This is a genomic window from Micromonospora sp. DT44, from assembly GCF_049841635.1.
Lineage (GTDB): Bacteria > Actinomycetota > Actinomycetes > Mycobacteriales > Micromonosporaceae > Micromonospora.
On the sequence record NZ_JBNCKS010000019.1, the window covers coordinates 54,367 to 68,962 of the forward strand.

Here is a 14,596-nt window from a genome sequence, read left to right on the forward strand (position 1 = left end):
TCAGCGACGTCCCTCGGGTCGGGCGGGGTCAACTCAGGCTGAAAAAACCGCCCTCAGCGATCTTGGCCTTGTCCTCAGCGGTGACCTGGACATTGGCCGGTGAGAGCAGGAACACCCGATTGGTCACGCGCTCGATCGTACCGCGCAGCCCGAACGCCAGACCGGCCGCGAAGTCAACCAGACGGCGGGCGTCGGCCTCGTCCATCTCGGTGAGGTTGATGATCACCGGTACGCCGTCGCGGAAGTGCTCACCGATGGTGCGCGCCTCCCGGTAGGTGGTCGGGTGCAGGGTGGTGATCTGGTAGCGCTGCTCCTCCTCGGGCATGACCACGCGCTCCCGCGTCACGGCCTGCGGCGCGAGGGCCAGGTTGTCGCGGGTGTGGTACGTCAGCGCGCCCGACGTCTCGCTCGCCGAGGACCGCGTGATCGACCGTACGCTGGAGCGCTCGGCCCGCTCGGCCCGCTCGGAGCGCTCAGCCCGCTCGGCTCGCTCAGCCCGGTCGGAGTCGCCCCGGTCGGAGTCGGCGAGCCGTCCGGCCGACCGCTCGGAGAGCCGGCCCCGCTCGCTCGCGCGCGCCCGGGGAGCCGGCGGCTCCTCGGTGTCGTCGTCGTCCTCGTCGGCGAACTCCTCGGCGTACCGGCTCTGCCGGTAGCGCGAGTCACGGTAACCACCCTTGTCGTAGTCACCGTCGTCGTAGGCCCGCTCGTCGTCTTCCTCGACGAGACCGAGCCAGACCCCCGCCTTGCGCAGTGCACCCATCCCGCGCCCTTCCGTCCGCCGTGCGGCACTCGCCCCCGTGCCATGTCGCCCGTCGCGAGTGGACAACCATGCCCATCGGACCGGGACGGCAATCCCGTGACATGCGATTCGCGTCGCGTGTCACGACCCCCACAGGATCAGCCGTCCCTGAAACAACACTGATGTAATTTGCCTGTCTCGCGGTCAGGCTACCGCAGCGTGGGACGCATTCCGAGCAACGCGCTACCGACGCGGACATGTGTCGCGCCGTAACGGATCGCGATTTCCAGGTCGCCGCTCATCCCCGCCGACAACGCTGTCGCTCCCGGATGGACCGATCGGAAGGCCTCGGCGATCTCGGCCAACCGGGCAAAGGCGCGATCCGGCGGCCAGCCCAGCGGCGCGACCGCCATGAGACCGGCCAGGCGCAGCGCCGACGACTCGGCGACCGCCGCGGCGACCGTGTCCAGGCCGGACTCCGGGTCGGCCGACCCGGGCAGAGCGCCGCCCCGCGCCCGGTCACCGTCGATGCTCACCTGCACCAGGGCGTCCAACGGCCGTTCCCGCTGCGCCGCCGCGCCGTCCAGTGCCCGGGCCAGCCGTACGCTGTCCACCGAGTGCACGACGTCGGCGTAACGGACCACCGAACGGGCCTTGTTGCGCTGCAACTGCCCGATGAAGTGCCAGCGCGGACGTACCCCGGCGGCGGCCACCTCGGTTGCCTTACCGGCCGCCTCCTGGTCGCGGTTCTCCCCCATGTCGGTCACCCCGAGCCCAGCCAACGCCACCACGTCCACGGCCGGGTAGGTCTTGGTCACGGCGATCATGGTGACGTCGGCGGGGTCCCGGGCCGCCTGGGCGCAGGCTTCGGCGATCCGGGCCCGTACCGTCGCCAGACCGGCCGCGAGTTCGGCGCTCCGGTCCGGTCGTACCGTGGCTGAGCTGTCGGTCATCGGCGGCGCTCAGGAGCCGTTCTTGAGGAAGTCGGGCACATCCACGTCGTCGAAGAGCACCCGGCGGGGCGACTGCGTCGGGGCCGGCAGGGTGGCCGGCGGCGGCACCGGGGTGGTCTGCGGCGCCGGCTGGTTGGTGTTGGTCTTGCGGGTCGGCTCGGCCGCCTTGTAGGCCGGCGTGCCACCGTCGAAGCCGGCCGCGATGACCGTCACCCGCACCTCGTCACCGAGCGCGTCGTCGATGACCGCGCCGAAGATGATGTTGGCGTCCGGGTGGGCCGCGTCGGTGACCAGCTGCGCCGCGTCGTTGATCTCGAAGAGGCCCAGGTCGGAGCCGCCGGCGATGGAGAGCAGCACGCCGCGCGCGCCGTCCATGCTCTGCTCCAGCAGCGGGCTCGAGATGGCCGCCTCGGCCGCCTCGACCGCGCGGTTCTCCCCGCGGGCGCTGCCGATGCCCATCAACGCGCTGCCCGCGCCGCTCATCACGCTCTTGACGTCGGCGAAGTCCAGGTTGATCAGACCCGGGGTCGTGATCAGGTCGGTGATGCCCTGCACACCGGAGAGCAGCACCTGGTCGGCGGTGCGGAACGCATCCATCATGCTGATGTTGCGGTCGCCGAGCGCCAGCAGCCGGTCGTTCGGGATGACGATCAGCGTGTCGCACTGGTTGCGAAGTTCGTCTATTCCGGTCTCGGCCTGCACCTGGCGGCGCTTGCCCTCGAACGAGAACGGCCGGGTCACCACACCGATGGTCAGTGCCCCGAGCTTGCGGGCGATGTTGGCCACCACGGGCGCGCCACCGGTGCCGGTGCCGCCGCCCTCGCCGCACGTCACGAAGACCATGTCGGCGCCCTTGAGCACCTCCTCGATCTCGTCGCGGTGGTCCTCGGCGGCGTTCTTGCCGACGTCCGGGTTGGCGCCCGCGCCCAGTCCGCGGGTCAGCTCGCGGCCGACGTCGAGCTTGACGTCGGCGTCACTCATCAGCAGCGCCTGCGCATCGGTGTTGATCGCGATGAACTCGACGCCCTTGAGCCCAACCTCGATCATCCGGTTGACGGCGTTGACGCCGCCACCCCCGATGCCGACGACCTTGATGACCGCCAGGTAGTTGTGCGGAGGTGTCATCTCCGGTCCTTTCTTCGAGATTGGCTTCGACCGACCGGGTACGGCGTGGCCAGCCCAGCGGCCGACGACAGCGCCACCAGCGAGGATCAGAGGCGAACTCTCACCCTCTACTAGAGGCTTACAGTTATGTCAACCACTGATCCTCTTCGGGGCAACGTAAGCGCCACCGCGCGATGAGCCAAGGACCCGGTCGGCGTGTCGCCGGCCGGAGCGCGACTCGTCACGTCCACAGCCCCGCTGAGCCGGTCAGCGGAAGGTCACCACGTCCGGCGCGCTCACGTCGATCCGCTCGCTGTCCTCCCCGAGCAGCGCGGTGGCCACCCGGGCCTTGTCCGCGCTCCGCGTGGCGTCTCCCCAGACCACCGTGCGGTCCCCCCGCAGCCGCAGGCTGATCCGGGCCAGACCCGCCACGCTCACGTCCACCAGCTCGGCACGCAACTGCGGGGTGAGTGCGCCGAGCACCTCCAACGCGGCCCGGGTGTCCGGATCGGCGGCGGCGGGTCGGACCACTCGCACCAGCGGCAGCCCGGCCGGGCGGCGGGCCACCGTCTGGAACGCCACGCCGCTGCGGTCGATCACGGCGAACGCGTCCGCCTGCGGCACCACCGCCACCGGCGTCCGCTCGGTCACCTTCACCACCAGCGTGCCCGGCCAGTCCCGCGACACCGTGGCCCGCTCCACCGGCGCCAACCCACCGACCCGACGCGCGGCGGCCGCGAGGTCCACCCGCGCCAGCGGCACCCCGTCGGCAACCCCCACCGCGTCGCGTACCTGCACGTCCGTGACCAGCTTGGCGCCCTGAACGGTGACCGACCGGACACCGAACAGTCCGGTGCCGAGCACCGTCCAGGCGATCAGCCCGAGCAGCGCCAGCACACCGGCGGCCACCGCCCACGGCATCGCCGCCCGCATCCGGCGCTGCCGGGCGCGGGCCATGAACCGGCGGGTCGACGCCGGCACCGCGTCGCTGCTGGCCCGGACCAGCTGCCAACGCCGGACCGGACCGCGCCGAGGAGAGCCGCCGTCGGGAGGGCTGGTCCGCCCGCGGGCGGGGCCGGGGCTCATCCGGCCGTGGGCGTCGCGCCGTCCGGTGCGGCGGCGCCGAGGGCCGCCCCGTCGCCACCCGCCGTGGATCCACCCGGCACCGGCTGGCCGATCGCCGGGGTCGTCGCCAGCGGATCGACGGCCGCGGTCGCCGAGGAGCCGGCGGTACGCGCCCCCAGCGCCGCCAGCAGCTCGTCACCCATCAGCGAGATCGGCGGAGCGCCCATGGTGACCACGACGTCGCCCGTACCGGCCCGCCGGGCCACCTCGCCCGGCACGGCCTCCCACGAGTCGACGAACACCTTCCGGTCGGCCGGCAGGTCCACCGCCGCGATCAGCGCCGCCGAGCCCTCGCCGGGCTGGCGCAGCTCGCCCGGCCCGAAGACCTCCAGCAGCACCACCTCGTCGGCGATGGCCAGCGCCTCGGCGATCTCCGCCTGGTTGTCGCGGGTGCGGTACAGCCGGTACGGCTGGAAGACGACGATCAGCCGCCCGTCCCCGGCCACCTCGCGCAGCGTCTGCAACGCGAGGGTGATCGAGGTCGGGTGGTAGGCGTACTCGTCGTAGACCAGCACGCCGTCCGCGACACCCTTGCGCTCGAAGCGCCGCCGCACGCCGGGGAAGACCGCGAGCGCGGCCTCCGCCGCCTCCAGGGGCAGTTCGAGCAGGTACGCCGTCAGCACCGCTGCGGCGCTGTTGAGCCCCATGTGCCGCCCGGGCACCGGCAGCCGGAACTCGCCCAGCGACCGGCCGTCGATCGCGGCCAGGTAGCGCACGCCGCGCGCGGAGGAGACGATGTCGGTCAGCCGCAGGTCGGCGTCCTCGGCCGCCCCGTAGGTGAACACCTGCCGTCCCTCGGCGCGCAGGGTCTCGGCCAGCCGCCGACCGCCCGGGTCGTCGGCGCAGGTGATGATGAACCCGCTCGGGTCGGTGAGCCGCGCGAACTCCGCGAACGCCGCCTCCAGCGTCGCGAGGTCGCCGTAGGTGTTCAGGTGGTCCGGCTCGACGTTGGTGATGACCGAGACGTACGGGCGGTAGATGAGGAACGAGCGGTCGCTCTCGTCGGCCTCGACCACGAAGTGCTCGCCGGTGCCGTGGTGGGCGCCCGAGCCGACCTCGGAGATCTCCCCACCGATCACGAAGGACGGGTCCACACCGGCCTGCTGGAGCACCATCGTCACCATCGACGTGGTGGTGGTCTTGCCGTGCGTGCCGGCGACCGCGATCGCCCGGCGGCCGGTCATCGCCGCCGCGAGGGCCTCCGAGCGGTGCAGCACCCGCAAGCCGCGGCGACGGGCCTCGACCAACTCCAGGTGGTCCTTCGGAATGGCCGAGGAGTAGACGACCGTGTCCACCCCGTCCAGGTTGGACGCCTCGTGGCTGAGGTAGATGGTGCCGCCGAGCGCCCGCAGGCCCGCCAGCGACGGCCATTCGCGCAGGTCGCTACCGGAGACCTGGATGCCCCGGGTGAGCAGCAGCCGGGCCACGCCGAGCATGCCCACCCCGCCCACGCCGATCAGGTGCACGGCGCCCAGGTCCTCGGCGGTCAGCGTGCCGGCCGGGGTGAACTGCGCGGTCATCGGGCCACCGCCTCGAGGACGAACGAGCGCAGCGCCTCGTCACCGTCGCGCCGCCCGTACGCGGACGCCGCGGCGCCCATCGCGTACAGCCGCTGCGGGTCACGGATCAGCGGGATGACCGCACGCTCCAGCCAGTCCGGGGTCAGCTCCGCGTCGTCGACCAGCAGACCGCCGCCGGCCTCCACCACGGGCAGGGCGTTGCGCCTCTGCTCCTGGTTGCTGTGCGGGTACGGCACGAAGATCGTCGGCAGGCCGATCGCGGCCACCTCGGCGACCGTCATCGCCCCGCCCCGGGCCAGCATCAGGTCGGCGGCGGCGTAGCCCAGCTCCATCTCGGACAGGTACGGCAGCGTCACGTACGGGACCGGCAGGTCGGTGGGGATCGGCACCGGCTCGTTGCGGGCGCCCATCACGTGCAGCACCTGCACGCCGTTGCGGGCCAGCTCCTTGGCCGCGCCGGAGACCGCCAGGTTGACCGAGCGGGCGCCGGACGAGCCACCCGCTACGAAGAGCACCGGCAGATCCGGGCGGAGGCCGAACCGGGCGCGGGCGGCGTTGCGCATCGCGTACCGGTCCAGCGAGGCGATGCTGCGGCGCAGCGGCACACCCACCACGGTGGCGTCACGCAGCGACTCGGCCTGGCTCGGCTGGTGCGGGAAGCCGACGGCGATGTTCTTGGTGAACTTCATGCCGAGGCGGTTGGCCACGCCCGGCGGCACGTTCACCTCGTGGATCACCATGGGCAGCTCGCGCCGCCACGCGGCCAGGTAGGCCGGCACCGAGACGTACCCGCCGAAGCCGACCACCGCGTCGGCGCGCACCTCGTCGATCACCTTGCCCGCCGCGCGGGCCGCGGTCCACATCCGGCCCGGGGTACGGACCAGGTTCATGTTGACCGAGCGGGGCAGCTGGTACGCCGGGATCTGCCGCAGGTCGTAGCCGTGCGGCGGGATCAGCTCGTTCTCCATGCCCTTGGGTGTGCCGAGACAGGTGATCCGGACGCCCGGGTCGTGTCGGCGCAGGCAGTCGGCGAAGGCGAGCAGCGGGTAGATGTGCCCCCCGGTGCCACCTCCCGCGAGCACCACCGAACGCAGCGGACCCATCAGCGTCTCCTCTCGCTCGCCGTACCCTGACGGCTCCGGCCCTGCCGGACACCGCGCGGTGCGGCCTGGTCGTCCTTCCGCCGCTCCCGCGCCCGGGGCACTGGCCCTCGGGCCGCCGGTGGCGTCGCCGGTCGGCGACGCCGGCCGGGAAGCGGCGGCAACGGGGCCCAGAGTAGTCGGACCCACCGGGCCGGCGGACGGGCATGCAGTGCTCTGGCCGCATCGGGTTCGGCGCGGGCGAAGGACGCCAGCATCCCGATCGCCGCCAACGTCACGACCAGGGCACTTCCGCCGTCGGAGATGAACGGCAGCGGCAGACCGGTGATCGGCAGCAGCCCGACCACGCCGCCGATGTTGATCACCGCCTGGCTCACCAGCCAGGTCGTGACGGCGGCGGCGGCGAGCCTCCGGAACGGGTCGTCGACCCGCCGGGCGATCCGCAGACCGGTGTACGCGAGCACGGCGAACAGGGCGAGCAGCACGGCACAGCCGATCACGCCCAACTCCTCGGCGATGATCGCGAAGATGAAGTCGTTGTGGGCCTCGGGCAGCCAGTCCCACTTGACGCTGCCCTTGCCCAGCCCGACGCCGAACCAGCCACCGTGCTCGATGGCCAGCCGGCCCTGGTAGAGCTGGAGGCAGCCGTCGAGCTTGCACTCCTGCGGGTCGGGCGGGTTGATGAACGACGTCAGCCGCGCCAGCCGGTAGTTGTCCGCGCCGCGCTCGCCGGAACCGGCGCCCAGCGAAGCGACCGCGATGAGCAGGCCGACGCCGAGCAGACCGGCCACGGTCAGCGCGCCGAAGACCCGCATCCGCACGCCGGCGGCCCAGAGCAGGCCGACCACCAGGGCCAGCAGGCAGAGCATCGTGCCGGTGTCGTTGTAGCCGACCAGCACGAAGAGCAGACCCATCACCGGGAAGAGCGGGGTGGCCAGCTCCCGCAACCAGCCCAGCGCGGCCCCCTTGCGGGCGATCACGTGCGCGCCCCAGAGGACCAGCGCGAACTTGGCCAACTCGGATGGCTGGAGCTGGATCCCACCGACGAACAGCCAGTTCAGCCGCGCCTCGATCGGCCCGAGCGTGACCGACTTCAGGTTGGCGAGCCGGCCGTACGCGACCAGCAGGTTGAGCACCAGCAGCAGTGCCACCGCGGTGAACAGCAGCGGCCGGCCGAGGGAGCGGTAGGTGCTGGCGGGCAGCCGCTGGCACACCCAGAACGCCCCGATGCCGATCACCGCGAAGATGGCCTGCTTGGTCAGCGAGGCCGACGCGTTGCCGTCCTCGGCGTAGTCCTTCACGCTGGTCGCCGAGAAGACCATGGTCAACCCGATGAGCAGCAGCAGGCCGGCGCTGGACAGCAGCAGGTAGTAGGAGGCCAGCGGCCGGTCCAGCAGGCCCCGCAGCGCGGCCAGTCCACCGGCCGCGTCCAGCCCGCGCAGCGGCACGGGTGCCGGCGGCGCGGCCTCCCGTTGCGCGCCGCCGGGCTCCGGCCCACGTCCGTCGTCCGGCGGCGCGGCCGTCTGCGCGGTACGTGCCGCGCCCGGTGAACGTCGCGGTCGAGCGGCTGTCTTGTCGTCGGTGCCGAGTTCCTCCCCCACCCCGACATCATCACCGCTGAACACCCGGGAGCACTCCAGAACACCACCCCCGGCGTGTCGCCCCCGCTCGGGCCGGGGAGGGGCCCCGGGGATCAGGTCATGTTGGCGAGGAACTCGCTGTAGAACAGGCCCAGGGCGATGGCCACGCCGATGCCGGCGATGATCCAGAACCGGACCACGATGTTGACCTCACTCCAGCCGGCCAACTCGAAGTGGTGCTGCAACGGGGACATCCGGAACACACGTTTACCGGTGGTCCGGAAGGAGATGATCTGGATCACCACGGACATCGTGATGATCACGAAGAGCCCGCCGATGATCGGCAGCAGCAGGATCGTCCGGGTGGACATGGCCATGCCGGCGATCAGGCCGCCCAGCCCCAGCGCACCGGTGTCACCCATGAAGATCCGCGCCGGGGACGTGTTCCACCACAGGAAGCCCACACAGGCCCCGGCGGCGGCCCCGGCTATCAGCGCGATCTCCAACGGGTCACGGACCTCGTAGCAGTACGGCTGCTTGTAGCTCGGGTCGGCGCACCAGTGCCGGTACTGCCAGAACGCGATCAGCGCGTACGCGGCGAGCACCATCACCGACGCGCCGGTGGCCAGACCGTCCAGGCCGTCCGTGAGGTTGACGCCGTTCGTCGCGGCCATCACCACGAAGATGAAGATGATCACCGCGCCGACCTTGCTGACCTCCAGGAAGTCGATGTCCCGGATGAAGCTCAGCGTGGTGCTGCCCACCGTCTGGGTGTTCGTCGCGTTGCCCGTCGCGTCGGTCATCGTGCTCGGGAACCACAGGGCGATCACCCCGAAGACGGCGCCGACCAGGATCTGCCCGAGCAACTTGCCGCGCTTGTTCAGCCCGGCGCTGTTGCGCTTGCGCACCTTGAGGAAGTCGTCGAGGAAGCCCACGGCGCCGGAGAACACCATCAGCCCCAGCAGCACCAGCGCCGTGATGGTCGGCTCCACCTGCGCGATCTGCGCGTCCGGCAGCGTGGTCAGGGCCAGGTGGCCGGCCACGTACGCGATCACCGTGGCCAGGATGAAGACCACGCCGCCCATCGTCGGCGTGCCCTTCTTGCCCTGGTGCATGGCCGGACCGTCGGACCGGATCGGCTGGCCGGCCTTGAGCCGGGTGAACACCTTGATCGCGATCGGGGTGCAGAACAGCGAGACGACGAAGGCCACCCCGATGGCGACGATGATGGCCCTCATCGAGTGGCCTCCTCGGCGGCGTCGGCGCGCAGGGCGTCAGCCACCTCCCAGGTCCGGTACCGGGAGCCCTTGACCAGGACGACGTCGCCCGGCCGTAGCTCGCCCCGCAGCACCTCGACGGCCGCCGCCTGATCGGTGAGCAGCACCGACTCTCCTCCCCAGTTCGCTACCGCTGTCGCGCCTTCGTGGATCGGCGCGGCCGGCTCACCCACCACGAGCAGCCGGTCGACACCCAGCTCGGCCGCGAGCCGGCCGACCTCGGCGTGGCCGTCGCGCTCGAACGGGCCCAGCTCGGCCATGTAACCGAGCACCGCGACGGTACGCCTCTCACGTCCGAGGCTGCCAAGCGCCCGGAGCGCGACCGCCATCGAGGCCGGGTTGGCGTTGTACGAGTCGTCGATGACCGTCACCCCGTCGGGCCGGTCGAAGACGTCCATCCGCCGGGTGGACTTCAGCCCCAGCTCGCCGAGCGCCGTGGCCAGCTCGGCCAGCGGCATGCCCAGCTCCCGGGCGACCGCGGCGGCGGCGAGCGTGTTGCCGACCTGGTGCCGGCCGGTCAGCGCGAGCCGCACGGACGCGCGCCCCTCCGGCGTGACCAGGGTGTACGACGGGTGCCCCCGCTCGTCGAGCGTGACGTCCTCGGCGCGCAGGTCGGCGTCCGGCGCCTCGCCGTAGCGGACCACCCGCGCCCGCGTACGGCTCGCCATGGCGTCCACGCGGGGGTCGTCGGCGTTCAGCACGGCCAGACCGTCGGCCGGCAGCGCCTCGACCAGCTCGCCCTTGGCCTGGGCGATCGCCTCCTGTGAGCCGAACTCACCGATGTGCGACGTGCCGACGTTGAGCACCACCGAGATCCGCGGCGGCACCAGCTCACACAGGTAGCGCACGTGCCCGACGCCCCGCGCGCCCTTCTCCATGATCAGGTAGCGGGTGTCCGGCCCGGCCAGCAGAGCCGTGTACGGGTGACCCAGCTCGTTGTTGAACGAGCCGGGCGGCGCGACCGTGGCGCCGAGCCGGGCGGTGAGCTGACCGATCAGGTCCTTCGTGGTGGTCTTGCCGGACGAGCCGGTCACCCCGACCACGGTCAGCTCGGGCAGCCGGTCCACCGCCGCGCGGGCCAGTCGACCCATCGCGGTCAGGGCGTCGTCGACCAGCACCATCGGCACCCCGGGAACCGCACGGGTGCCGAGCACGGCCACCGCGCCGGCGTCGATGGCCGTCGCCGCGTAGTCGTGCCCGTCGACCTTCTCCCCCGGGAACGCCACGAAGAGCGAACCGGGCCCGAGCTTGCGCGAGTCGAACTCGACCGAACCGGTGACGGTGGCGGCCGGGTCGGCGGCGACGAGCCGCCCGTCGACGGCCGTGGCCACCTCGGCCAGGGTCAGGGCGATCACCGCTGACCCGCCCGGTCCGCGAAGCGGGCCCGCAGCGCGTCGGCCAGCTCGATGCTGTCGTCGAACGGGAACACCTCGCCCGCCACCTCCTGGCCCCGCTCGTGGCCCTTGCCGAGCAGAGCGATCACGTCGCCCGGCTCGGCCAGTCGGACCGCCTCGTCGATCGCGTCCCGCCGACCGGCCACCTCGATGATCCGGGCGGCGGTGTCGGCCCGGTACGCCCCGGCGAGCACCTCGGCGCGGATCTCGGCCGGGTCCTCGGTGCGCGGGTTGTCGTCGGTCACCAGCACCACGTCGGCCCCCTCGGCGGCGGCGGCCCCCATCACCGGCCGCTTGCCCCGGTCACGGTCCCCACCGGCGCCGATCACGCAGATCAGGCGGCCGACGCTCAGCTCCCGCAGCGCGGCCAGCGCCGCCACGATCGCGTCCGCCTTGTGCGCGTAGTCGACGACCCCACGCACCGGCCCGGCGACGTCGACGAGTTGCAGGCGACCGGGCACGCCACCGCAGGTGGCCACCCCGTCGGCGGCGGTCCGCGGGTCCACCCCGGCGCCCGCCAGCGCGGCGATGGCCAGCAACGCGTTCGCCACGTTGTGCCGGCCGGGCAGCGCCACCCCGGCGGACACGACCACGCCGTCCGGGCCGTGGGCGGTGAACCGCTGCGCGTACCCCTCGCCGTCGACGCCGTCGGCCCACCACGTCGCGGTGGGGTCGCCGGCCGCCGAGTAGCTGACCGTCGCCGGCTTGTAGAGCGGCGTGAGGGCCGGATCGTCGCGGTTGAGCACCTCGACCGCGCACCGGCCGTCGAAGAGCTGCGCCTTGGCGGCGAAGTAGTCGGCGCTGTCGGCGTGGAAGTCCAGGTGGTCGGAGCCGAAGTTCGTGTAGCCACCCACGGTGAAGCGCACCCCACCGACCCGGCCCATGGCCAGGGCATGGCTGGAGACCTCCATGACGACGGCGGTGACCCCCCGCTCGCGGGCGGTGGCGAGCATCGCGTGCAGGTCGGTCGCCTCCGGGGTGGTCCGCACGCTGTCGATCACGAGATCGCCGAGGCGGGTCTCCACGGTGCCGATCAGTCCGGTGGTGTGTCCGGCGGCGCGCAGCCCCGACTCCACCAGATAGGCCGTGGACGTCTTTCCGGCCGTGCCGGTGATGCCGATGACGGTCAGGTCGGCGGTCGGGTCGCCGTACACGGCCGACGCCAGTTCGCCGAGCACCGCGCGCGGGTCGGGGACCACCAGGGCGGGCAGGCCGCTCGCCGCCGCCAGCTCGGCGCCGGCCGGGTCGGTCAGCAGGGCCACCGCGCCGGCCTCGGCCGCGCCGACGACGAACTCCGCGCCGTGGCGGCGGGCACCGGGCAGGGCCGCGTACAGGTCGCCGGGGCGGACCTCCTGGCTCGCGTGGGTGGCACCCGTGACGACCACGTCGGCGGCGTCCGCCGGAAGGTCGACGGCGAGCCGGGCGGCGAGATCACCGAGCCGGACGCCGGTCACGGTACGTGGACGTGGATTGCCGGGCACGGCGTCAGACCCTACCCGGTCGTCCGGTTCCGGCCGCACAGCCGCCCCGGTGGTTCGTCGGCACTCACCGATGATGTCGCGCCCACGCCGCTCAGCGCGGATAGACCACGAACTTCGGTGCCGAACCAGTCGGGGACGGCGGCACCCGGTAGTGACGCAGCGTGAACTGCATCATCTCCCGGAACGCCGGGTTGGCGATCGCCGCGCCACCACCACCGGGGGCGTACACGAAGACCGCGATCACGTACCGGGGCTTCTCGGCGGGTGCCATGCCGATGAACGAGGACACCTCACCCGGCTGCCTCTTGCCGTCGATCCGACGCCACCCGGTGCCGGTCTTGCCGGCGACCCGGTAGCCGGAGACGGCGGCCGTGGTGCCGGTGGCGCCCTCGACGGTGGTGACCGCCTCCAGCATGGTGCGCAGCGCCGCCGCGTTCTGCGGGCTGAGCACGGAGCGGGTGACCGGCACGGGCGCCGGGGTCCGTTTGCCGTCCGGGCCGATCGTCTCCTTGACCAGGTGCGGCTGCACGTACGTGCCGTCGTTGGCGATCGCGGCGTACGCGGCGGCCATCTGCAACGGCGTGGCGTCGACGCTGTGCCCGATCGGCACCGAGCCGTACGACGAGTCGCTCCACTCGCCGGCCGGCAGCAGCCGGCCGCTGGCCTCGCCGGGCAGGCCCTCGCGGGTGGGCTGCCCCAGCCCGAACCGCTTCTGGTAGTCGATCAGCCGGTCCTTGCCGAGCTTGTCGGCGACGGTGATGGCGCCGACGTTCGACGAGAAGGCCAGCATTCCCGGAATGCTCATCTTCTTGCCGTTGGCGGGGTGCGTGTCCGAGAACCAGGTGTCGCCCATCTTGATGCTGTTCGCGATCGGCAGCGTGGTGTCCGGGGTGATCACCCCCTCCTGAAGGGCGGCGGCGTAGGTGATCGCCTTGTGCACGGAGCCCGGCTCGATCACGAAGCTGGTCGCGGCGTCCTCCCGGGCGACCGGGTCGCTCGGGGTCGGCTTGGCGGCGTTGTAGGTGGGATCGCTGGCCTGGGCCCGCACCTCGCCGGTGGCGACGTCGATGATCACGGCCGCGGCGGTCGCGCCCTTCTGCCCCGCCATCCCCGCGCTGAGGATCTGTTGGCAACGGAACTGCAGGTCCCGGTCGATGGTGAGCGCGATTGAGCTGCCCGGCTTGGCCGGAGTCGTCTTGCTGTAGCCGCCGGGGATCGGCGCGGCGAGGTCACCGAGGCCGGCCTCGTACACCCGCCGGCCGTCCTGCCCGGCGAGCAGGTCGTCGTAGCGGGCCTCCAACCCCTCCAGGCCGTCCATGTCCTGGCTGGTGAAGCCGATCAGGTTGGCCGCCAGGTCGCCACCGGGCACCTCCCGGCGCTCGTCGCGGTGCACGCCGATGCCGGGCAGGTCCAGGTCCAGCACCTGCTTGGCCGTCGGGATCTCCACGCCCCGGGCCAGGTACTCGAACCGGGACGGCTTGCCGTTCTCCAGCTTGCGGGGCTTCATCAGCTCGGTCAGCTTCGACGCGGGAATGCCGAGCAGCGGAGAGAGCGCCTTGGCGGTGGCGTCCGCGCCGATCCACCCGGGGCCGGATCGGTCCTCGATCAGCGTCGGGTCGGCGAACACGTACCGCGCCTCGACGCTGTGCGCCAGCGGCTCGCCCCGGAAGTCGTAGATCGCGCCGCGCGGCGCGGGCAGCTCCACGGTGCGCGTCCGGTCGGCGACGCCACCACCGGCGTAGGCGGGGGTGTCGACCGCCTGCAGGAAGATCAACCGCACCCCGATGGCGACGAAGAGCGCCAGGGTGAGCACGGTGCCCAGGCGCAGCCGCAGCCGCGGGTCGGCGAGCTTCGGCGGGCGGGGCGGCTTGCGGGACGGCCTGCGGGCCGTCGGACGGTCGCCGCGACCGGGCGCGCGAGGCGTGGTGCGGCGACGCGGTGGAGGGACGTCGCCGGGGGCGCCGCGCGGGGTCCGGGGCGCGACGGTGCGCACGACGCCGCTGCGGCCAGCCGCCGGAGCGTCACGCCGGCCGGCGCGGGCGGCGGCCCGGCCGCCGTCGAGCACCTGCAGCGCCGGCCGGAACGGGTCGCCGGACCGCGTGCTGCCCCGAGGGGTACGCCGCTGCTCGGCGTTCCCGCCGCGCGCGGGCGTGCCCTCGCGGACGGTCCGGCCTCTCGGGGTGTACGCGCGGGCACCGGAGATGCCCCCGATGCCCGGCTCGTCGGCCCGCGACTCCTCGTCGGCGGGCCCGGCAGCACGCGAAGAACCGCGCCGGGACCCCTGGGGGTTCCGGCGCGGCTCGTCCGACCTCGGTGGCACTTG

The 14,596-nt window shown here is 72.8% G+C and carries 11 protein-coding genes; all 11 read right to left on the reverse strand.

The window, feature by feature from the left end; translation table 11 throughout:
- Positions 1-28: 28 nt before the first annotated feature.
- Complete coding sequence (locus ACLQ25_RS13505; protein WP_425731219.1) at positions 29-760, reverse strand: cell division protein SepF; 732 nt, start codon at positions 758-760, stop codon at positions 29-31.
- 188 nt (positions 761-948) lie between these two features.
- Positions 949-1,692 (reverse strand): YggS family pyridoxal phosphate-dependent enzyme, encoded by a 744-nt coding sequence (locus tag ACLQ25_RS13510; RefSeq protein ID WP_425731220.1) that lies wholly within the window; start codon positions 1,690-1,692, stop codon positions 949-951.
- Between the two features lie 9 nt (positions 1,693-1,701).
- Entirely contained in the window at positions 1,702-2,817 is a 1,116-nt protein-coding gene (gene ftsZ / locus ACLQ25_RS13515; RefSeq protein WP_425731221.1) for a cell division protein FtsZ, read from the reverse strand.
- Between the two features lie 246 nt (positions 2,818-3,063).
- Positions 3,064-3,882: a cell division protein FtsQ/DivIB gene (locus ACLQ25_RS13520; protein WP_425731222.1), complete on the reverse strand. Its 819-nt coding sequence runs from the start codon at positions 3,880-3,882 to the stop codon at positions 3,064-3,066.
- Entirely contained in the window at positions 3,879-5,441 is a 1,563-nt protein-coding gene (murC, locus tag ACLQ25_RS13525) for a UDP-N-acetylmuramate--L-alanine ligase (protein WP_425731223.1), read from the reverse strand. The genes ACLQ25_RS13520 and murC overlap by 4 nt, the downstream gene beginning before the upstream one ends.
- Positions 5,438-6,544 carry an undecaprenyldiphospho-muramoylpentapeptide beta-N-acetylglucosaminyltransferase gene (gene murG / locus ACLQ25_RS13530; protein WP_425731224.1) on the reverse strand — a complete coding sequence of 369 codons (1,107 nt, stop codon included), beginning with the start codon at positions 6,542-6,544 and terminating at the stop codon, positions 5,438-5,440. Before murG ends, murC begins: the two co-directional genes overlap by 4 nt.
- Entirely contained in the window at positions 6,544-7,956 is a 1,413-nt protein-coding gene (locus tag ACLQ25_RS13535; protein ID WP_425731252.1) for an FtsW/RodA/SpoVE family cell cycle protein, read from the reverse strand. The genes murG and ACLQ25_RS13535 overlap by 1 nt, the downstream gene beginning before the upstream one ends.
- Before the next feature lie 278 nt (positions 7,957-8,234).
- Entirely contained in the window at positions 8,235-9,359 is a 1,125-nt protein-coding gene (mraY, locus tag ACLQ25_RS13540; RefSeq protein ID WP_425731225.1) for a phospho-N-acetylmuramoyl-pentapeptide-transferase, read from the reverse strand.
- Positions 9,356-10,753 (reverse strand): UDP-N-acetylmuramoyl-tripeptide--D-alanyl-D-alanine ligase, encoded by a 1,398-nt coding sequence (locus ACLQ25_RS13545; RefSeq protein ID WP_425731226.1) that lies wholly within the window; start codon positions 10,751-10,753, stop codon positions 9,356-9,358. The genes mraY and ACLQ25_RS13545 overlap by 4 nt, the downstream gene beginning before the upstream one ends.
- The gene (locus ACLQ25_RS13550) at positions 10,750-12,312 is read right to left on the reverse strand and encodes a UDP-N-acetylmuramoyl-L-alanyl-D-glutamate--2,6-diaminopimelate ligase (protein ID WP_425731227.1); all 1,563 of its coding nucleotides are present in this window, start codon (positions 12,310-12,312) and stop codon (positions 10,750-10,752) included. Before ACLQ25_RS13550 ends, ACLQ25_RS13545 begins: the two co-directional genes overlap by 4 nt.
- 52 nt (positions 12,313-12,364) lie before the next feature.
- A complete protein-coding gene (locus ACLQ25_RS13555) occupies positions 12,365-14,593 on the reverse strand; it encodes a peptidoglycan D,D-transpeptidase FtsI family protein (protein ID WP_425731228.1) in 2,229 nt (742 codons plus the stop codon).
- Between the last annotated feature and the right edge of the window lie 3 nt (positions 14,594-14,596).